Here is an 18582-nt window from a genome sequence, read left to right as displayed (position 1 = left end):
CGCCGTACGGGACAATGGAGTACATGCCTTCCGCACTCCCCGACGGCGAGCCCGTCCCCGCCGACGGCGCGCTGCCCGCGCACGCGCTCGCCGGGGCGGCCGACCGCCCGCTCGGTTTCTACTTGCACGTCCCGTACTGCGCGACCCGCTGCGGCTACTGCGACTTCAACACGTACACCGCCACCGAGCTGCGCGGCACGGGAGGCGTGCTGGCGTCCCGCGACAACTACGCGGACACGCTGACGGAAGAGATCCGGCTCGCCCGGAAGGTGCTCGGTGACGACCCGCGCCAGGTCCGCACGGTGTTCGTCGGGGGCGGCACGCCCACGCTGCTGGCCGCGGACGACCTCGTACGGATGCTGGGGGCCATCCGCGACGAGTTCGGCCTGGCGCCGGACGCGGAGATCACGACGGAGGCGAACCCGGAGTCGGTCGATCCGGCGTACCTGACCACGCTCCGGGAGGGCGGCTTCAACCGGATCTCCTTCGGCATGCAGAGCGCGAGGCAGCACGTACTGCGCGTGCTCGACCGGACGCACACGCCGGGCCGCCCCGAGGCCTGCGTCGCGGAGGCCCGGGCGGCGGGCTTCGAGCACGTCAACCTCGACCTGATCTACGGCACCCCCGGCGAGAGCGACGACGACTGGCGGGCCTCGCTGGACGCGGCGATCGGGGCCGGACCGGACCACATCAGCGCGTACGCGCTCATCGTGGAGGAGGGCACGCAGCTGGCCCGCCGGATCCGCCGGGGCGAGGTCCCGATGACGGACGACGACGTGCACGCGGACCGGTACCTGATCGCGGAGGAGACCCTGAGCAAGGCGGGCTTCGACTGGTACGAGGTCTCCAACTGGGCCACCTCGGAGGCGGGCCGCTGCCTGCACAACGAGTTGTACTGGCGCGGCGCCGACTGGTGGGGCGCGGGTCCCGGGGCGCACTCGCACGTGGGCGGGGTGCGCTGGTGGAACGTCAAGCATCCGGGGGCGTACGCGGCGGCGCTCGCCTCCGGCCGCTCCCCGGGGGCGGGTCGGGAGCTGCTGTCCGACGAGGACCGGCGCGTGGAGCGGATCCTGCTGGAGCTGCGGCTGCGGGAAGGGGTGCCGCTGTCCTTGCTGAAGGCGGAGGGGCTCGCGGCGTCCCGGCGCGCGCTGGCGGAGGGGCTCCTCCAGGAAGGGCCGTACGAGGAGGGGCGGGCCGTGCTGACGCTGCGGGGGCGGTTGCTGGCGGACGCGGTGGTGCGGGATCTGGTGGACTGATCACTCCCGCGAGTGAATCCCTCCGGAACGCCGGTTCGGTCCCTAACCTGGTTCGTAGGCTGCCCCCGTAATTGCGCGGTGGCGGAAACCGGAGGGCTGCGGAGATGACCGCTGTGGACGACCGACCGATGACCACCGGCATGGTGAAGATCTTCGAGGAACTTGAGCCTCCTGAGGGCGTCAAGATGGAGCTTCTCCGGGGGGTAATCGTGATGATGGCCAGTCCTGACATCGTGCACAACATGATCGTTGCCGATGTACAGGACCAGATCCCGCGACAGCGCTGGTCTCGCCTTCAGACTCAGGACGTGGACATCCTGGACGAGGCCAGCGAGCCAGTACCGGACCTGGTGGTCGTGGCGCGAGACGCGCTACCCGACTCGGGCCGTCTGCTGCCCTCCAAGCTGGTCACGATGGTCATGGAGGTCGTCTCCAAGTCCAGCATTCATCAGGACTACGTGGTCAAGCGCTCGATCTACGCGGCCGGAAAGATCCCCGCCTACCTCATCCTCGACCCGATCATGGCGCACTGCGTCCTACTGACGAAGCCCACAGGCCAGGGTGAGGACGCGGACTACCTCAGCCAGGAGATCATCAAGTTCGGCGATCCGGTCCCGTTGGAGATTCTGGGACTCGAAGTGGACACCAGCGAATTCGGAACGTTCCCCGACGTCAGGCCCCACCGCTACCCGTGACGAAGTCGATCAGCTCCTCCACCCGCCCCAGCAGCTCCGGCTCCAGGTCCTTGTAGGACCCCACCCGCTTCAGGATCGCCTGCCACACCGCCCCGGTGTTCTCCGAGGGCCAGCCCAGCGCCCGGCACACCCCCGTCTTCCAGTCCTGCCCCTTCGGCACCGTCGGCCACGCCTCGATCCCCAGCGACGACGGCTTCACGGCCTCCCAGATGTCGATGTACGGGTGGCCGACCACCAGCGCGTGTTCACTCGTCACCGACTCCGCGATCCGCCACTCCTTCGTGCCCGGCACCAAGTGGTCCACCAGGACACCCAGGCGGGCGTCCGGGCCCGGGGCGAAGGACGACACGATCGACGGCAGGTCGTCCACGCCCTCCAGGTACTCCACGACCACGCCCTCGATGCGCAGGTCGTCGCCCCACACCTTCTCGACCAGCTCGGCGTCGTGCCGGCCCTCGACGTAGATACGGCCGGCGCGGGCCACGCGGGCGCGGGCGCCGGGGACGGCGACCGAACCGGAGGCCGTACGGGTGGGCCGTACCGGAGCCGGGGCCGAGGACGGCCGTACGAGCGTCACCACACGCCCCTCCAGCAGAAAGCCCCGCGGCTCCAGCGGGAACACCCGGTGCTTGCCGAAGCGGTCCTCCAGCGTCACCGTGCCCGCCTCGCAACGGATCACCGCCCCGCAGAACCCGGTGCCGGGCTCCTCCACCACCAGGCCCGGCTCCGCCGGTACCTCCGGCACCGGCTGCTGCTTCTTCCACGGCGGGGTCAGGTCGGCGGAGTACTGGCGCATTCGAGTGACGATAGGAGAAGCCGCGGACCCGCGCTCACGACACGCCGAAACGCGCCGCCAGCTCCTCGCGTTGCCGGCGTACGAACGCCGCGTCCACCACCGCTCCGTGACCGGGCACGTACAGTGCGTCCTCGCCGCCCAGGGACAGGAGCCGGTCCAGGGCGTCCGGCCAGCGGGACGGGATCGCGTCCGGGCCCGCCTGGGGCTCGCCGGACTCCTCGACCAGGTCGCCGCAGAAGACGACCTCCGGTGAACCGGGGATCAGTACGGCCAGATCGTGCGCCGTGTGACCCGGCCCCACGTTCGCCAGCAGGACCTGCCGGCCGCCCCCGAGGTCCAGCGTCCACTCGCCGGAGACCGGATGCCGGGGCGACACCAGCGCGTCCACCGCCGCGTCGGCGTCGGCGACCGGCAGTCCGTTGCGCACGGCGTCCAGGCGCAGCTCCTCGCGCTCGTGGGCGAACACCGCGTCGACGCCCACCGCCCCGTACACCTCCGCCCCCGCGAAGGCCGCCGCCCCGAGGACGTGGTCGAAGTGGGGATGGGTCAGCGCGAGATGGGTCACACGGCCGCCGGCCAGCTCCTCGGCCTGTGTCCGCAGCCGCGCGCCCTCGGCCAGGCCGGAGCCGGCGTCCACCATCAGCGCCGTACCCTCCCCGAGGACCAGCCCGGCCGTGCAGTCCCAGCCGGGCAGCCGGCACCGGCCGACCCCCGCGGCCAGCCGTTCCCACCCCAGCTCTTCCCAAGTCACCGTCATACCGTGACGCTAGCCGCATGAGCCGCCGGCGCCGCACCGACCTTGCCCCGGGTGTACCCGACAGCCGTACACTGGGCCGGGGAACGCTGGCACTCGCATGCGAAGAGTGCCAGGCGGACGAACCGCAGGACCGAGTGGAACCGAGGGGACGACGTGCTGGAGGTGCGCGCGGATGCTGAGTGAACGCAGGCTGCAGGTACTGCGCGCCATCGTCCAGGACTACGTCGGCACCGAGGAGCCGGTCGGGTCGAAGGCCCTGACCGAGCGGCACAGCCTCGGCGTGTCCCCGGCGACGGTCCGTAACGACATGGCGGCCCTGGAGGACGAGGGGTACATCGCGCAGCCGCACACCAGCGCGGGCCGCATCCCCACCGACAAGGGCTACCGGCTGTTCGTGGACAAGCTGGCGGGCGTCAAGCCGATGACCGCGCCCGAGCGGCGGGCGATCCAGAACTTCCTGGAGGGCGCCGTCGACCTCGACGACGTCGTGGCGCGGACGGTACGGCTGCTCGCGCAGCTCACCCGGCAGGTCGCCGTCGTGCAGTACCCGTCCCTGACCCGGTCCACCGTGCGGCACGTGGAGCTGCTCTCGCTCGCCCCCGCGCGGGTGATGCTCGTGCTGATCACGGACACCGGACGGGTCGAGCAGCGGATGGTCGACTGCCCGGCGCCCTTCGGCGAGACCTCCCTCGCCGATCTGCGCGCGCGGCTGAACAGCCGGGTCGCGGGCCGCCGGTTCACGGACGTGCCGACGCTGGTCGAGGACCTGCCGGAGGCCTTCGACCTCGAGGACCGCGGTACGGTCTCGACGGTGCTCTCCACTCTTCTGGAGACACTCGTCGAGGAGAACGAGGAGCGGCTGATGATCGGCGGTACCGCCAATCTCACCCGCTTCGGACATGACTTCCCCCTCACGATCCGGCCCGTCCTGGAGGCCCTGGAGGAGCAGGTCGTGCTCCTCAAGCTCCTCGGCGAGGCGAAGGATCCGGGCGTGACGGTGCGTATCGGGCACGAGAACGCCCACGAGGGACTCAACTCCACCTCCGTGGTGTCGGTCGGCTACGGTTCGGGCGGCGAGGCGGTTGCCAAGCTCGGCGTGGTCGGACCGACCCGCATGGACTATCCGGGAACGATGGGAGCGGTACGCGCAGTGGCACGGTACGTCGGACAGATCCTGGCGGAGTCGTAAGTGGCCACGGACTATTACGCCGTTCTCGGCGTGCGCCGCGACGCGTCGCAGGATGAGATCAAGAAGGCGTTCCGCCGGCTCGCGCGCGAGCTGCACCCGGACGTCAACCCCGATCCGAAGACGCAGGAGCGGTTCAAGGAGATCAACGCCGCTTACGAGGTGCTGTCGGACCCGCAGAAGAAGCAGGTCTACGACCTCGGCGGCGACCCGCTCTCGCAGTCCGGCGGCGCCGGCGCGGGCGGCTTCGGCGCCGGTGGCTTCGGCAACTTCTCCGACATCATGGACGCGTTCTTCGGCACGGCGTCGCAGCGCGGCCCGCGCTCGCGCACCCGGCGCGGCCAGGACGCGATGATCCGGATCGAGGTCGAGCTGCACGAGGCGGCCTTCGGGACGACCAAGGACATCCAGGTCGACACCGCGGTCGTCTGCAACACCTGCAACGGTGAGGGCGCTGCGCCCGGTACGACCGCTCAGACGTGTGACATGTGCCGGGGCCGCGGTGAGGTCTCGCAGGTCACCCGGTCCTTCCTGGGCCAGGTCATGACCTCCCGGCCGTGCCCGCAGTGCCAGGGCTTCGGCACGGTCGTGCCGACCCCGTGCCCGGAGTGCGCAGGCGACGGCCGCGTCCGCTCCCGCCGCACGCTCACCGTCAAGATCCCGGCCGGCGTCGACAACGGCACGCGGATCCAGCTCGCCGGTGAGGGCGAGGTCGGGCCGGGCGGCGGTCCGGCCGGTGACCTGTACGTCGAGATCCACGAGCTGCCGCACCAGACCTTCCAGCGCCGCGGCGACGACCTGCACTGCACGGTCACCATCCCGATGACCGCGGCGGCGCTCGGCACCAAGGTGCCGCTGGAGACGCTGGACGGCATGGAGGAGGTCGACATCCGGCCCGGCACCCAGTCCGGCCAGTCGATCCCGCTGCACAACCGGGGCGTCACGCATCTGCGCGGCGGCGGCCGGGGTGACCTGATCGTGCACGTCGAGGTGCAGACCCCGACCAAGCTGGACCCGGACCAGGAGCGCCTGCTGCGCGAGCTGGCCAAGCTGCGCGGCGAGGAACGGCCCCAGGGGCAGTTCCAGCCAGGACAGCAGGGGTTGTTCTCGCGGCTGAAGGATGCGTTCAACGGGCGCTGATGTGTGCTGCGGGGTGGGCTGGAGGTCCGGGGGTTGCCTCCCGGGCAGGCACGGTCAGCCAGGACGGCAGGGGTTGTTCTCGCGGCTGAAGGATGCGTTCAACGGGCGCTGAACCGTCGCCGGTGGAGGTGTGACGGGGTGCTTCGGCACCCCGTATGCCATTGGTTTATGCCATCGGTCGCCCGGATTCGGACTTGTTCAGAGGACGTGACAACATGCGGTCATGTCCTCCGCGCTGACCGATCTCTTCCCCCAGCCGATCGTGCAGGCCCCCATGGCGGGCGGTGTCTCCGTCCCGCAGCTCGCCGCCGCCGTCTCCGAGGCCGGTGGCCTCGGGTTTCTCGCCGCCGGGTACAAGACCGCCGATGGCATGTACCAGGACATCAAGCAACTGCGCGGGCTGACGAACCGCCCCTTCGGCGTAAACGTGTTCATGCCCCAGTCCGAGTACCCCGGTGCGAGCACCGGCTCCACCGGAGCGGCCAACGCCGCGCCCCCTTCCGGCGCCGTCGAGGTCTACGCCCATCAGCTGGCCGGCGAGGCCGCCTGGTACGAGACCGAGCTGGGCGACCCGGACAGCGGCCGGGACGACGGCTACGACGCCAAGCTCGCCGTACTCCTCGACAACCCGGTGCCGGTGGTCTCCTTCCACTTCGGAGTGCCGAGCCGGGAGGTGTTCGACGGCCTGCGCCGCGTCGGCACCTTCACCCTGGTCACCGCCACCACCGCCGAGGAGGCCCGCGCTGTCGAGCGGGCCGGGGCGGACGCGGTGATCGCGCAGGGCGTGGAGGCGGGCGGCCACCAGGGCACCCACCGGGACCTCCCCGAGAGCGACGGCGCCGGGATCGGGCTGCTCTCGCTGGTCGCGCAGATCCGCGAGGCCGTGAGCATCCCGGTCGTCGCCGCCGGCGGCATCATGCGCGGCAGCCAGATCGCCGCCGTCCTCGCGGCCGGCGCGAGCGCGGCCCAGCTGGGCACCGCCTTCCTCGCCACCCCCGAGTCCGGCGCCCAGGCAGTGCACAAGCAGGCGCTGACCAACCCGCTGTTCGCGCGCACCGAGTTGACCCGGGCCTTCTCCGGCCGCCCGGCGCGCGCACTGGTCAACCGCTTCCTGCGCGAGCACGGCCCGTACGCCCCCGCCGCCTACCCGGAGATCCACCACCTCACCTCGCCGCTGCGCAAGGCCGCCGCCAAGGCCGGGGACGCGCAGGGCATGGCGCTGTGGGCGGGGCAGGGGCACCGGCTGGCCCGCGAGCTGCCCGCCGGGGAGCTGGTGGAGGTGCTGGCCGCCGAACTCGACGCGGCCCGGACAGCGTTGTCGACCAAGGGAGGACTGCGATGACCGCGCCGGTGTTCGTCGTGGACTCGCTGGAGGGTGTGGGCCCCGGTTCGGTCGTCGATGTCGACGGCCCCGAGGGGCGGCACGCGGTCTCGGTACGGCGGCTGCAGCCCGGCGAGAACGTGGTGCTGACGGACGGCAAGGGACGGGGCGCGGCCGGGGTCGTCGTCAGCGTGTCGGGCAAGGACCACATGGTGGTCGAGCCCTTCGAGTTCCCGGTGGAGCCGGAGCCGAGCCCCCGGATCACCGTGGTCCAGGCCCTCCCGAAGGGCGACCGGGGCGAACTCGCCGTGGAGACGATGACGGAGACCGGGGTCGACGCGATCGTGCCCTGGCAGGCCGCCCGGTGCATCACCCTGTGGAAGGGCGACCGGGGTCAGAAGGCGCTGGCCAAGTGGCGGGCCACCGCGCGTGAGGCAGGCAAGCAGTCCCGTCGGCTGCGCTTCCCGGAGGTCGCGGACGCGGCAAGCACCAAGCAGGTTGCCGCACTTCTGGCCAAGGCCGACTTCGCCGCCGTGCTCCACTCCGACTTCGAGCACACGAGTGAGCGGCTGGCGACCGCCGAACTGCCCACCGAGGGCGAGATCGTGCTGGTCGTCGGCCCCGAAGGGGGCGTCGCGCGCGACGAGTTGGCGCTCTTCCAGGAGGCGGGTGCGAAGGCGTACGTCCTCGGTCCTACCGTGTTGCGTACATCAACCGCCGGCACCGCCGCCGTGGCCCTGCTGCTGGGCCGCACCGGCCGCTGGTCCTGACACCTGGGGGACACCGTGGAACTCGCCCAAGTCCGGCTCCTGGTCACCGACTTCGCCGCCTGCTACCGCTTCTACGCCGACGTTCTCGGCCTGAAGCCGCAGTCCGGGGCGACCGAGGGGCCGTACGAGAAGTTCAGCCCGCACGCCGGCTCTGCCGGGATCGCGTTGCAGGACCGGGCGATGATGGCCGAGGTGCTGGCGGAGCTGGGGGACACGGCCACCGGTCACCGCTCCCTGGTCGTCCTGCGCGTGGACGACCTGGACGCCTACTGCGCCGAGATCACCTCCCGCGGCGCCACCCTCCTCCACGGCCCGGCCCCCATGACCGACCGCATGCGAGTCGCCCACCTCAAGGACCCGGAGGGCAACCTGGTCGAACTCCAGGAGTGGCTGCTGCTGCGCGGCTGACGGCGACCGCGGACAGCAAGGCCCACCCGTCCACGTCACCGGAGGCCCGGCGCCGCCGGAGTACCTCCTCCGCGAAGGCTCGTACGACGCCGGGCTCGTGGAGATTGACGGTGTGACCGCGGCCATCGCCGACCAGGCCGGAGTGCCCGTAGGCGCCACCGGTACCCGGGAACACGATCCGGGTGCGGGACCCGGCCCGGTACAGCGTCAGCACCTCCGCGCAGGGGCCGTCGTCCCGGTGCCGGTGCCGCACGGTCCACCGGCAAACGGTTCCGTCCGGCAGGACGAGCCGCCTGAGCCTGCGTTCACTGCGCACCCGGCCAGATTACGAGACCCGCTCCCCGAACGGGTGAGTGGCCGTATGTGGCCTTCCGTGCCGTTCGTGCCGGTGGCACTCTGCCCTGCATGCGGGCATTGAGGCGGATTCGGTACGGGAGACGCGGGACGAGGGCGGTGGCCGTGGCAGGGCTCGTCGTGGTGGCCGGCGCGGCCATGGTGGCGTGTCAGCCGGACGACCTCAGTGTCGCGTCCGTCACCTACACCACCGACACCACCGCGACGGCCAGGCTCAAGCAGCAGCACATCGACGTCAGTTGGCTCACCTGCACCGGCGACTACGGCAACGGCGGCAAGACGGCGCACGGGACGACGCCCTCGCCGTCCGCGACCACCGTCGTCTCCGTCGACTGCCAGGGTGAGACCAAGGACGGGCGGAAGATCAGGGTCACCGGGAAGGTGACCAAGGCCGTCGACGGCGCCTGTGTGCGGGGGGATCTGACCGCCAAGGTCGGGGGCAGACAGGTGTTCCACGTCAGCGGGCTCGGCGACTGTGCCGCCACGTCCGGACCGACGTACCGGCCGCCCACCTACCGGCCGGGCGGCGGGAGGCCGACCGTGACCGTCACCGTCACCGTCACCCGCACCATCTGGTGCAAGGGCGACCCCACCTGCTGGCCCGTCGAGGGGAAGTGATCGGAATACCCGGCGAGGCACAGCCGTCGCTGCGTACAGTGACGGGGTGACTCAGGGTGCCGCCTATCTCCGATTTCCTCATGTACACGGCGACTTGGTGACCTTCGTCGCCGAGGACGACGTATGGCTCGCGCCCCTCGACGGCGGCAGGGCCTGGCGGGTCAGCGCCGACAACATGCCGGTGACCAAGCCCCGGATATCACCCGACGGACGTTTCCTCGCCTGGAGCTCCACCCGGGACGGCGCGCCCGAGGTGCATGTCGCCCCCGTCGACGGCGGCCCCGCCGACCGGCTGACCCACTGGGGCAACCGCCGTACCGAGGTGCTCGGCTGGACCGCCGACGGGCGGGTGCTCGCGCTCGGCGCACACGGCCGGCACAGCTTCCGGCACAGCTGGGCGCATGCCGTCCCGCTGGACGGCGGACCGGCCGAGACCCTGCCGTACGGCCCGGTCGGCGATGTGGCCCTCGGCCCGGCCACCGTGCTGCTCTCCGCGCCGATGGGCCGCGAGGCCGCCCACTGGAAGCGCTACCGGGGCGGTACGGCGGGCAAGCTGTGGATCGACGGCGCGGGGGACGGGGAGTTCGTCCGGCTGCACGAGGATGTCGACGGGAACATCGAGTGCCCGGTGTGGGTGGGGGAGAGGATCGCCTTCCTGTCCGACCACGAGGGCACCGGCGCGCTCTACTCCTCCCTCGCCGACGGCTCCGACCTGCGCCGCCACACCCCTCTCGACGGCTTCTACGCCCGGCACGCCTCCGGCGACGGCACCCGGGTCGTCTACAGCAGCGCCGGTGAACTGTGGCTGCTGGACGACCTGGAGGGCGCCGAGCCGCGCCGGCTCGACGTGCGCCTCGGCGGGCCCCGGATCGATCTGCGCCCCCGCCCGGTGAACGCCGCCCGCTGGTTCGGCGAGGCGGCCCCGGACCACACCGCGCGGGGCAGCGCCGTGTGCGTGCGCGGCGGGATCCACTGGGTCACCCACCGCTCCGGGCCCGCCCGCGCCCTCGCCGCCACCTCCGGGGTCCGCGCCCGGATGCCGCGCGCCTTCCGCGCCGAGGGCGAGGAGTGGGTGGTGTGGGTGACGGACGCGGAGGGCGACGACGCCCTGGAGTTCGCCCCGGCGACCGGCACCGTGCCCGGCGCGCCCCCGCGCCGGCTCGCCGCCGGACAGCTCGGCCGGGTCCTGGAACTGGCCATGGCCCCCGACGGCAGCCGGGCCGCCGTAGCCGCGCACGACGGCCGGCTGCTGCTCGTCGAGCGCGAGACCGGAGAGGTCCGCGAGGTCGACAGCAGCGACGACGGCGAGGTCTCCGGCCTCGCCTTCTCCCCCGACTCCGCGTGGCTGGCCTGGGCCCACCCCGGCCCCCGCCCGCTCTCCCAGCTGCGCATCGCCCACACCACCGACCTCTCGGTCACCGAGGCGACCCCGCTCCGCTTCCAGGACTACGCCCCCGCCTTCACCCTCGACGGCAAACACCTCGCCTTCCTCTCCAACCGCGCCTTCGACCCCGTCTACGACGAGCACGTCTTCGACCTCGCCTTCGTGGTCGGCGCCCGACCGCACCTGATCACCCTCGCCGCCACCACCCCCTCGCCCTTCGGCCCGCAGCGCCACGGCCGCCCCTTCGAGACCCCGGACAAGGACGAGACCCCCGACAGCGAGGGCACCCCCGCCACCCGCATCGACCTCGAAGGCCTCGCCGACCGGATCGTCCCCTTCCCGGTCGAGGCCGGCCGCTACTCCACCCTGCGCGCCGCCAAGGACGGCGTGCTCTGGCTGCGCCACCCCGTGCAGGGCGTCCTCGGCACCGCCCGCGCCCACCCCGAGGACCCCGACCCGCACACCGAGCTGCAGCGCTACGACCTCGCCCAGCGGCGCCTGGAGCACCTGGCCTCCGACGCCGACCACTTCGAGGTCAGCGGCGACGGCAAACGTGTGCTGCTGTGGACCGACGACCGGCTCCGGGTGGTCCCCAGCGACCGCCGTACCGGCACCGACGACGACGGCGACACCAGCGTCACCGTCGACCTGGCCCGCGTCCGGCAGACCCTCGACCCGGCCGCCGAGTGGCGGCAGATGTACGACGAGACCGGCCGGCTGATGCGCGACCACTTCTGGCGGCCCGACCTCGGTGGCGTCGACTGGACCGGCGTCCTCGCCCGCTACCGCCCCCTGCTGGCCCGCCTCGCCACCCACAGCGACCTCGTCGACCTGCTGTGGGAGCTGCACGGCGAGCTCGGCACCTCGCACGCCTACGTCATCCCCTCCGGCGGCCGGGGCGGCGGCCCCCGGCACGGACTGCTCGGCGCCGACATCTCCCGCCACCCGGACGGCAGTTGGCGCATCGACCGGATCCTCCCCTCGGAGACCTCCGACCCGGACGCCCGCTCCCCGCTCGCCGCGCCCGGCGTCGCCGTCCGCCCCGGAGACGCGATCATCGCGGTCGCCGGCCACTCGGTCGACCCGGTGACGGGCCCCGGCCCGCTCCTCGTCGGCACCGCGGGCCACCCGGTGGAGCTGACCGTCTCCCCGGCGGGCGGCGGCGAACCCCGGCACACGGTCGTCATCCCGATCGCCGACGAGGAACCCCTGCGCTACCACGCCTGGGTCGCCGACCGCCGCGCCCACGTGCACGCCGCCTCCGACGGCCGCCTCGGCTACCTCCACGTCCCCGACATGCAGGCACCCGGCTGGGCGCAGATCCACCGGGATCTGCGCGTGGAGGTGGCCCGCGAAGGGCTCGTGGTCGACGTCCGCGAGAACCGCGGCGGCCACACCTCCCAGCTGGTCGTGGAGAAACTGGCCCGCCGCATCATCGGCTGGGACCTCCCGCGCGGCATGCGCCCCACCAGCTATCCCCTCGACGCCCCGCGCGGCCCGGTCGTCGCCGTCGCCAACGAGTTCTCCGGCTCCGACGGCGACATCGTCAACGCGGCGATCAAGGCCCTCGGCATCGGCCCGGTCGTCGGCACCCGCACCTGGGGCGGCGTCATCGGCATCGACAGCCGCTACCACCTGGTCGACGGCACCCTGATCACCCAGCCGAAGTACGCGATGTGGCTGGAGGGGGTGGGGTGGGACGTGGAGAACCATGGCGTGGACCCGGACGTGGAGGTCGTACAGCGGCCGCAGGACTGGGCGGAGGGTCGTGACACCCAGCTCGACGAGGCGATCCGGCTCGCGCTGGCGGCGCTGGAGGAACGGCCCGCGAAAACTCCGCCGGGAATGCCGGCCTGATACGACTACGATGCACCGGTATTGATCACCAGCGTGAGGAGGCACACGCATGGCCGGAGCACCGCAGGACGACTGCCTGTTCTGCAAGATCGTCGCGGGCACCATCCCGGCGACGATCGTCCGCGAGACGGACACCACCGTCGCCTTCCGGGACATAAACCCCCAGGCCCCCACCCACATCCTGGTGATCCCCAAGGCCCACTACAAGAACGCCGCCGTCCTCGGCGCCGAGGCACCGCGACTCGCCGCCGACGTCCTCGCCGAGACCCAGGCCGTGGCCGACGAGGAGAAGCTCGACAGCTACCGCGTCGTCTTCAACACCGGCTCAGGCGCCGGCCAGACCGTCTGGCACGCCCACGCGCACGTCCTCGGCGGCCGTGGCCTGCAGTGGCCGCCCGGGTAACCAGCCGTGTCCGTACGTGAATTGGCGACCCTCGGCACCGCCAGCCAGGTCCCCACCCGGCACCGCAACCACAACGGCTACCTGCTGCGGTGGGACGGCGAGGGCATCCTGTTCGACCCCGGCGAGGGCACGCAGCGCCAGATGGTGCGCGCCGGGGTCGCCGCCCACGACCTGAACCGGATCTGCGTCACCCACTTCCACGGCGACCACTCCCTCGGCCTCGCCGGTGTCATCCAGCGGATCAACCTCGACCAGGTGCCGCACGAGGTCACCGCGCACTATCCGCGCTCCGGGCAGCGCTTCTTCGACCGCCTGCGGTACGCCACGGCCTACCGGGAGACGGTCGGCATCACCGAGGCGCCGGTCGCCGCCGACGGCATCCTCGCGGTGACCCCGTCGTACACCCTGGAGGCCCGCAGGCTGTCGCACCCGGTCGAGTCCTACGGCTACCGGCTGATCGAGCCCGACGGCCGCCGTATGCTGCCCGACCGGCTCGCCGCGCACGGGATCAAGGGCCCGGACGTCGGCCGGCTGCAGCGCGAGGGCCGGCTGGGGGAGGTCACGCTGGAGGACGTCAGCGAGGTGCGCCGCGGGCAGCGGTTCGCGTTCGTCATGGACACCCGGCTGTGCGACGGCGTGCACGCGCTCGCGGAGGGCTGCGACCTGCTCGTCATCGAGTCGACCTTCCTGGACGAGGACATCGAACTGGCCGTGGAGCACGGTCACCTGACCGCCGGGCAGGCCGCCGCCGTCGCCCGGCAGGCGGGGGTACGGCACCTCGTCCTCACCCACTTCAGCCAGCGCTACACGGAACCGGAGGAGTTCGAGCGGCAGGCGCGGGCGGCCGGTTTCGAGGGCGAGCTGACCGTGGCGCACGACCTGCAGCGGGTGGCTGTTCCGAAACGGCGGTAGAAGATCCGTACGATGCTTTGATGCCCCTCCCGAAAGCAGAACTGCACCTCCACATCGAAGGCACCCTGGAGCCTGAGCTGGCGTTCGAGCTGGCCGCCCGCAACGGCGTGACCCTGCCGTACGCGGACACGGACGAGCTTCGCAAGGCCTACCAGTTCGAGGACCTCCAGTCCTTTCTGAACCTCTACTACGAGCTGATGGCCGTCCTGCGCAGCGAGCAGGACTTCGCCGACCTGGCCGACGCCTATCTGGCCCGCGCCGCCGCGCAGGGCGTGCGGCACGCGGAGATCTTCTTCGACCCGCAGGCCCACCTCGCGCGGGGCGTACCCATGGTCACGGTCGTCGAGGGGCTGTGGCGGGCGCTGGGCCGCTCTGAGCAGAACCACGGCGTCTCCACCAGGCTCATCATGTGCTTCCTGCGCGACCTGTCCGCCGAGTCGGCCCTGCTGACCCTGGAGATGGCCGAGCCGTACCTGGACCGGATCACCGGTGTCGGCCTGGACTCCGCCGAGGTCGGGCATCCGCCGGTGAAGTTCCGGGAGGTGTACGAGGCCGCCGCCGCGCTCGGGCTGCGCCGCGTCGCGCACGCCGGTGAGGAGGGGCCGCCGGAGTACATCACCGAGGCCCTGGACGTGCTCGGTGTCGAGCGCGTCGACCACGGGCTGCGCTGCATGGAGGACCCGGCGCTGGTCCAGCGGCTGGTGCGGGAGAGGATCCCGCTCACCCTGTGCCCGCTGTCCAACGTCCGCCTGCGCACGGTCGACACGCTGGCCGGCCACCCGCTGCCGGCCATGCTCGACGCCGGCCTGCTGTGCACGGTCAACTCCGACGACCCGGCGTACTTCGGCGGATACGCCGGCGACAACTTCGCGGCCGTCCACCAGACCCTGGGCCTGACCGAGGACCGGCTGCGCGAGCTGGCCCGCAACTCCTTCCTCGCCTCCTTCCTGGAGGACGACGAGGAGCGGCGGGCCCGCTACATCGCCGAGGTCGACGCGTACGAGTTCGGCGACGCCGTGTCGTAGGCGCTCCGGGCGGGCACGGCGGGCGACTCCACCGGCACTTCCACCACCGGCAGGGGCCGCCTGCCTGCCCGCAGCGCCACCGCCGTCATCGGTACGGCGATCAGCAGCAGCCCGGCGCCGAGCACCTTGCCCATCACCGGGAAGCCCGTTCCTGCCGCCAGCGCACTCCCGGCCAGCGGTCCCGCCGCCGTCCCCAGTGACGCCGCCGAGCCGACCAGGACCGCCCAGCGGCCACGCGGGTCGAGGGAGGCGGCGAGGCCGATGACGTACGACAGGACGACCGGGTAGACCAGGTTCCAGGAGATCTCGCCCGCCGCGAAGGCCGTGAGGTCGGTCGCGGACGCGCTGAGCGCGATGCAGCCCGCGATCAGTGCCGTACCGGCGCCGATGGGTACCGCCCGGCCCAGCCGGGGGCCGAGCGCCCCCGCGCCGAGGACCCCGACGAGTCCGGCGCCGAGCGCGATCGCGAACACCGCGCCGACGGTGACCTCGCTGAGGTGGGCCTGGTCGAGCCCGATCCGGCCGCTGACGCCCCAGAGGGAGTTCTGGGCGAGGGACCAGCAGGGCATGGCGGCGGCCAGCAGCAGCCCGGCGCGGGGGCGGGGGAGCCGGCCGTACCCGGCGGTCGCACGGGCCGGTGCGGTACGACCGGGCAGGCGGCCGGTGAGCGGGAGGACCGCGAGCGCGGTGAGCGCGATGGCCGCGAGGGGCAGGCCATGGCCGGGGCCGAGGTGGGGGATCGTCAGATACAGGGCGCCGGCGAGGGCGGAGACGCCGAGCAGGCCGAGCGTGGTGACCCGGTGCGGATCGCTCCCCCACGTTCGAACATCCTCGCGCGGCGGGACCCCCATCGCGGCGATGCCGCTCGCGGCGACCGCCGTGACCGTGCCGGAGCCGAAGCCGCCGACGACCGCGCCCGCGACCACGGCCGGTACGAAGGCCGTGAGGGCGGCTCCGCCGTAGCCGAGGACGGCGAGCGCGAGGCCGAGCCGGGCGAGCGTGCGGGGGCCGATCCGGTCGACCCGGGAGGCCAGCAGGAAGCCCGCCGCCGCCGAACTCAGCAGCAGCGCACTGCCGATCGCCCCGGCCTGGGTGGGGTTGAGCGGAAGCGCGGAATCGAGCCGGCCGACGATGGTCGGCAGCAGATAGGGCGCGAGATACCCGGCCGTGAAAAGGGCGACGAGGGGCCAGGGCATGGAGCGGGGGGCGGGCACGGGCGTTCCAGGGCAGGCGAAAGGAGGGGCGTGCAGGGGGGAGGAGGGCGACGCCTGTCGACGGACAGGAACATCCGAGGAAGTTGTACCAAGCACGCGGTTTCCGGAAGAAGGGCCGGGGGTGCGATCTGCGTCACTTTTCGGTTTGTGCGGTAGGGGTCAGGGTAGGAGGCGCTAAGCTTGTTCGCATATGTAGACGCTATTCATAAGGGGAGATGATCCGGGTGGGCGGCGATCCGAGTCCCGAGGGTGTGGCGCGGCGACTGCGGGAGGGGATGGCGCGCGGGGTGCTGTCCTTCCCGCTCACCGCGTTCCACGACGACGGCTCCCTCGATCCCGGTGGCTTCCGCGCCCATGTCGCCGACCGGCTCGCCGCCGGGCCCGGCGGCGTCTTCCCGGCCTGCGGCACCGGGGAGTTCTTCTCGCTGGACGAGGAGGAGTACCGGACCGTCGTCGCCACCGCCGTCGAGGAAGCGGCAGGAAGGGTTCCGGTCGTGGCCGGGACCGGGTACGGCTGGGCGCAGGCCGCCCGGTTCGCACGGATCGCCGAGGAGGCCGGCGCCGACGCCCTGCTCGTGCTGCCGCACTACCTGGTCGACGCCCCGCAGCGCGGCCTCGCCGCCCAGCTGGAGCGGCTCGCCGAACGCACCCGGCTGCCGCTGATCGCCTACCAGCGCGGCCAAGTCGCCTATACGGCCGACTCCTTGCGGCGCATCGCGCGCATCCCGAACGTCATCGGCCTCAAGGACGGTCGCAGCGACCTAGACCGGCTCCAGCGCCTCACCCTCGCCGCCCCCGACGGCTTCCTCTTCTTCAACGGCGCCGCCACCGCCGAGATCCAGGCCCGCGCCTACGCCACCGTCGGCGTCCCCGCCTACTCCTCCGCCGTGCACGCCTTCGCCCCGGAGATCGCCGGCGCCTTCTTCGCGGCCCTGCGGGACGCCGACCACGGGACCGCCGACAAGCTGCTGCGGGACTTCTACGTGCCGTTCGTCGAACTCCGCGACCGCGCCCCCGGATACGCCGTGTCCCTCGTGAAGGCGGCGGCACGGCTGCGCGGACAGCGCGTCGGACCCGTGCGCGCCCCGCTCACCGACCCCGCGCCCGCCGACCTCACCGACCTCAAGGCCCTGCTCACCGCCGGACTCGACCTCGTAGGAGCCTCCCTGTGACCCGTGACCTGACCATCGCCGAGGTGCGGCTCACGCCGATCCTGGTCGCCGACCCGCCGCTGCTCAACACCCAGGGCGTGCACCAGCCGTACACCCCACGGCTGATCGTGGAGATCGTCACCGCCGACGGGATCACCGGGCTCGGCGAGACCTACGGCGACACCAAGTACCTGGAACCGGCCCGCTCCCTGGCTCAGCGGCTCACCGGCCGCTCGGTCACGGATGTGAACGGACTGTTCGAGATCGACCTCGGCGTGGACGAGTCCCGGGTCGAGGGACAGGTCGACGCCGGCGGGCTGCGCGGGGTGCAGAGCGCCGACAAGCTCCGGCTGTCGGTGCTGTCCGCCTTCGAGGTCGCCTGCCTGGACGCCCAGGGCAAGGCGCTCGGGCTGCCCGTGCACGCACTGCTCGGCGGCAAGGTGCGGGACGCCGTCGAGTACAGCGCCTACCTGTTCTACAAGTGGGCCGGCCATCCGGAGGGCGTGTCCTGCGAGCAGGACGACTGGGGGGCCGCTCTCGACCCGGCCGGAGTCGTGGCCCAGGCGCGGCTGTTCAAGGAGCGGCACGGCTTCACCTCGTTCAAGCTCAAGGGCGGCGTCTTCCCGCCCGACCAGGAGATCGCCGCGGTACGGGCCCTGGCCGAGGCCTTCCCCGGCCATCCGCTGCGCCTCGACCCCAACGGCGCCTGGTCGGTCGGGACCTCGCTGAAGGTGGCGAAGGAACTCGGGGACGTCCTGGAGTACCTGGAGGACCCGACGCTGGGCACTCCGGCGATGGCCGAGGTGTCGGCGGGGACGGATGTCCCGCTCGCCACGAACATGTGCGTGACCACCTTCGGGGAGATCAGGGAGGCCTTCACGCGCGATGCCGTGCAGGTGGTCCTCTCCGACCACCACTACTGGGGCGGGCTGCGCAACACCCAGCGGCTCGCCGCGATCTGCGCTGCCTTCGGGGTCGGGGTGTCGATGCACTCCAACACCCATCTCGGCATCAGCCTCGCGGCGATGACCCAGGTCGCGGCCACGGTCCCCGGGCTTCACCACGCGTGCGACTCCCACTATCCCTGGCAGTCCGAGGACGTCCTCACCGAGCGTCCGGCGTTCCGGGCCGGGAAGGCCGAGGTCTCCGACGCCCCCGGCCTCGGGGTCGAGCTCGACCGGGACGAGCTGGCCCGGCTGCACCGGCGCTGGGCCGAGGACGACGGCTCGCTGCGCGACCGCGACGACGCGGCCGCGATGCGGGTGGCCGAACCCGGCTGGCGGCAACCGGTGATGCCCCGCTGGTAACCCCCTGTGCGGCGGGGTGATTGGTGCA

At 72.4% G+C, this 18582-nt stretch carries 17 protein-coding genes; 14 read left to right on the top strand and 3 right to left on the bottom strand.

Going from position 1 to position 18582, the window contains the following annotated elements:
- Window positions 1-23: 23 nt before the first annotated feature.
- Both hemW and ACFYOH_RS07760 read left to right on the top strand, forming a co-directional pair.
- Complete coding sequence (gene hemW / locus ACFYOH_RS07765; RefSeq protein WP_388622230.1) at window positions 24-1256, top strand: radical SAM family heme chaperone HemW; 1233 nt, start codon at window positions 24-26, stop codon at window positions 1254-1256.
- 104 nt (window positions 1257-1360) lie between these two features.
- Window positions 1361-1951 carry a Uma2 family endonuclease gene (locus tag ACFYOH_RS07760; RefSeq protein WP_388622228.1) on the top strand — a complete coding sequence of 197 codons (591 nt, stop codon included), beginning with the start codon at window positions 1361-1363 and terminating at the stop codon, window positions 1949-1951.
- Here ACFYOH_RS07760 and ACFYOH_RS07755 read toward each other — a convergent pair.
- Window positions 1929-2747: a DUF3097 domain-containing protein gene (locus tag ACFYOH_RS07755; protein WP_388622226.1), complete on the bottom strand. Its 819-nt coding sequence runs from the start codon at window positions 2745-2747 to the stop codon at window positions 1929-1931. The genes ACFYOH_RS07760 and ACFYOH_RS07755 overlap by 23 nt on opposite strands.
- Before the next feature lie 34 nt (window positions 2748-2781).
- On the bottom strand, window positions 2782-3504 hold the full coding sequence (locus ACFYOH_RS07750) for an MBL fold metallo-hydrolase (RefSeq protein ID WP_388622224.1): 723 nt from the start codon (window positions 3502-3504) through the stop codon (window positions 2782-2784).
- 172 nt (window positions 3505-3676) lie between these two features.
- Between ACFYOH_RS07750 and hrcA the strand changes: the two genes are divergently transcribed.
- The 10 genes from hrcA to ACFYOH_RS07700 all read left to right on the top strand — a co-directional run bounded on the left by hrcA (window position 3677) and on the right by ACFYOH_RS07700 (window position 14882).
- Window positions 3677-4693 (top strand): heat-inducible transcriptional repressor HrcA, encoded by a 1017-nt coding sequence (hrcA, locus tag ACFYOH_RS07745; RefSeq protein WP_388622222.1) that lies wholly within the window; start codon window positions 3677-3679, stop codon window positions 4691-4693.
- Window positions 4694-5830, top strand: coding sequence for a molecular chaperone DnaJ (dnaJ, locus tag ACFYOH_RS07740; protein ID WP_388622220.1), 1137 nt, complete (start codon window positions 4694-4696; stop codon window positions 5828-5830). It begins immediately after the preceding gene.
- A 223-nt stretch (window positions 5831-6053) separates the two neighbouring features.
- On the top strand, window positions 6054-7172 hold the full coding sequence (locus ACFYOH_RS07735) for a nitronate monooxygenase (RefSeq protein WP_388622218.1): 1119 nt from the start codon (window positions 6054-6056) through the stop codon (window positions 7170-7172).
- Window positions 7169-7921 (top strand): 16S rRNA (uracil(1498)-N(3))-methyltransferase, encoded by a 753-nt coding sequence (locus tag ACFYOH_RS07730; protein WP_388622216.1) that lies wholly within the window; start codon window positions 7169-7171, stop codon window positions 7919-7921. Before ACFYOH_RS07735 ends, ACFYOH_RS07730 begins: the two co-directional genes overlap by 4 nt.
- A gap of 15 nt (window positions 7922-7936) precedes the next feature.
- Window positions 7937-8329, top strand: a complete 393-nt coding sequence (locus tag ACFYOH_RS07725; protein ID WP_388622214.1) for a VOC family protein — start codon at window positions 7937-7939, stop codon at window positions 8327-8329.
- Between the two features lie 459 nt (window positions 8330-8788).
- Window positions 8789-9301: a hypothetical protein gene (locus ACFYOH_RS07720; RefSeq protein ID WP_388622212.1), complete on the top strand. Its 513-nt coding sequence runs from the start codon at window positions 8789-8791 to the stop codon at window positions 9299-9301.
- Window positions 9302-9398: 97 nt separating this feature from the next.
- Window positions 9399-12542, top strand: coding sequence for a S41 family peptidase (locus tag ACFYOH_RS07715; RefSeq protein WP_388622210.1), 3144 nt, complete (start codon window positions 9399-9401; stop codon window positions 12540-12542).
- Between the two features lie 49 nt (window positions 12543-12591).
- Window positions 12592-12945: a histidine triad nucleotide-binding protein gene (locus ACFYOH_RS07710; RefSeq protein ID WP_388622208.1), complete on the top strand. Its 354-nt coding sequence runs from the start codon at window positions 12592-12594 to the stop codon at window positions 12943-12945.
- A 6-nt stretch (window positions 12946-12951) separates the two neighbouring features.
- On the top strand, window positions 12952-13857 hold the full coding sequence (locus ACFYOH_RS07705; RefSeq protein WP_388622206.1) for a ribonuclease Z: 906 nt from the start codon (window positions 12952-12954) through the stop codon (window positions 13855-13857).
- A 20-nt stretch (window positions 13858-13877) separates the two neighbouring features.
- The gene (locus tag ACFYOH_RS07700; protein WP_388622204.1) at window positions 13878-14882 is read left to right on the top strand and encodes an adenosine deaminase; all 1005 of its coding nucleotides are present in this window, start codon (window positions 13878-13880) and stop codon (window positions 14880-14882) included.
- Here the strand turns inward: ACFYOH_RS07700 and ACFYOH_RS07695 are convergent.
- Window positions 14834-16096, bottom strand: a complete 1263-nt coding sequence (locus tag ACFYOH_RS07695) for an MFS transporter (RefSeq protein ID WP_388622202.1) — start codon at window positions 16094-16096, stop codon at window positions 14834-14836. The genes ACFYOH_RS07700 and ACFYOH_RS07695 overlap by 49 nt on opposite strands.
- Window positions 16097-16311: 215 nt before the next feature.
- On the opposite strand from ACFYOH_RS07695, the gene ACFYOH_RS07690 reads away from it, so the two are divergent.
- A complete protein-coding gene (locus tag ACFYOH_RS07690) occupies window positions 16312-17268 on the top strand; it encodes a 5-dehydro-4-deoxyglucarate dehydratase (RefSeq protein ID WP_388622200.1) in 957 nt (318 codons plus the stop codon).
- Complete coding sequence (locus ACFYOH_RS07685) at window positions 17265-18554, top strand: glucarate dehydratase family protein (RefSeq protein WP_388622198.1); 1290 nt, start codon at window positions 17265-17267, stop codon at window positions 18552-18554. Before ACFYOH_RS07690 ends, ACFYOH_RS07685 begins: the two co-directional genes overlap by 4 nt.
- Window positions 18555-18582: the final 28 nt, after the last annotated feature.

The organism is Streptomyces sp. NPDC007856 (assembly GCF_042868225.1).
Classification (GTDB): Bacteria; Actinomycetota; Actinomycetes; order Streptomycetales; family Streptomycetaceae; genus Streptomyces.
Note: the sequence above shows the minus strand (reverse complement) of the source record. Positions and strands in the feature narration are given on the sequence as shown.

What these genes read in the sequence shown, in the direction of transcription:
- hemW (WP_388622230.1), top strand. Translation starts at nt 24, where the DNA reads ATGCCTTCCGCACTCCCCGACGGCGAGCCCGTCCCCGCCGACGGCGCG.
- ACFYOH_RS07760 (WP_388622228.1), top strand. Translation starts at nt 1,361, where the DNA reads ATGACCGCTGTGGACGACCGACCGATGACCACCGGCATGGTGAAGATC.
- ACFYOH_RS07755 (WP_388622226.1), bottom strand. Translation starts at nt 2,747, where the DNA reads ATGCGCCAGTACTCCGCCGACCTGACCCCGCCGTGGAAGAAGCAGCAG.
- ACFYOH_RS07750 (WP_388622224.1), bottom strand. Translation starts at nt 3,504, where the DNA reads ATGACGGTGACTTGGGAAGAGCTGGGGTGGGAACGGCTGGCCGCGGGG.
- hrcA (WP_388622222.1), top strand. Translation starts at nt 3,677, where the DNA reads ATGCTGAGTGAACGCAGGCTGCAGGTACTGCGCGCCATCGTCCAGGAC.
- ACFYOH_RS07735 (WP_388622218.1), top strand. Translation starts at nt 6,054, where the DNA reads ATGTCCTCCGCGCTGACCGATCTCTTCCCCCAGCCGATCGTGCAGGCC.
- ACFYOH_RS07730 (WP_388622216.1), top strand. Translation starts at nt 7,169, where the DNA reads ATGACCGCGCCGGTGTTCGTCGTGGACTCGCTGGAGGGTGTGGGCCCC.
- ACFYOH_RS07710 (WP_388622208.1), top strand. Translation starts at nt 12,592, where the DNA reads ATGGCCGGAGCACCGCAGGACGACTGCCTGTTCTGCAAGATCGTCGCG.
- ACFYOH_RS07700 (WP_388622204.1), top strand. Translation starts at nt 13,878, where the DNA reads ATGCCCCTCCCGAAAGCAGAACTGCACCTCCACATCGAAGGCACCCTG.
- ACFYOH_RS07690 (WP_388622200.1), top strand. Translation starts at nt 16,312, where the DNA reads ATGATCCGGGTGGGCGGCGATCCGAGTCCCGAGGGTGTGGCGCGGCGA.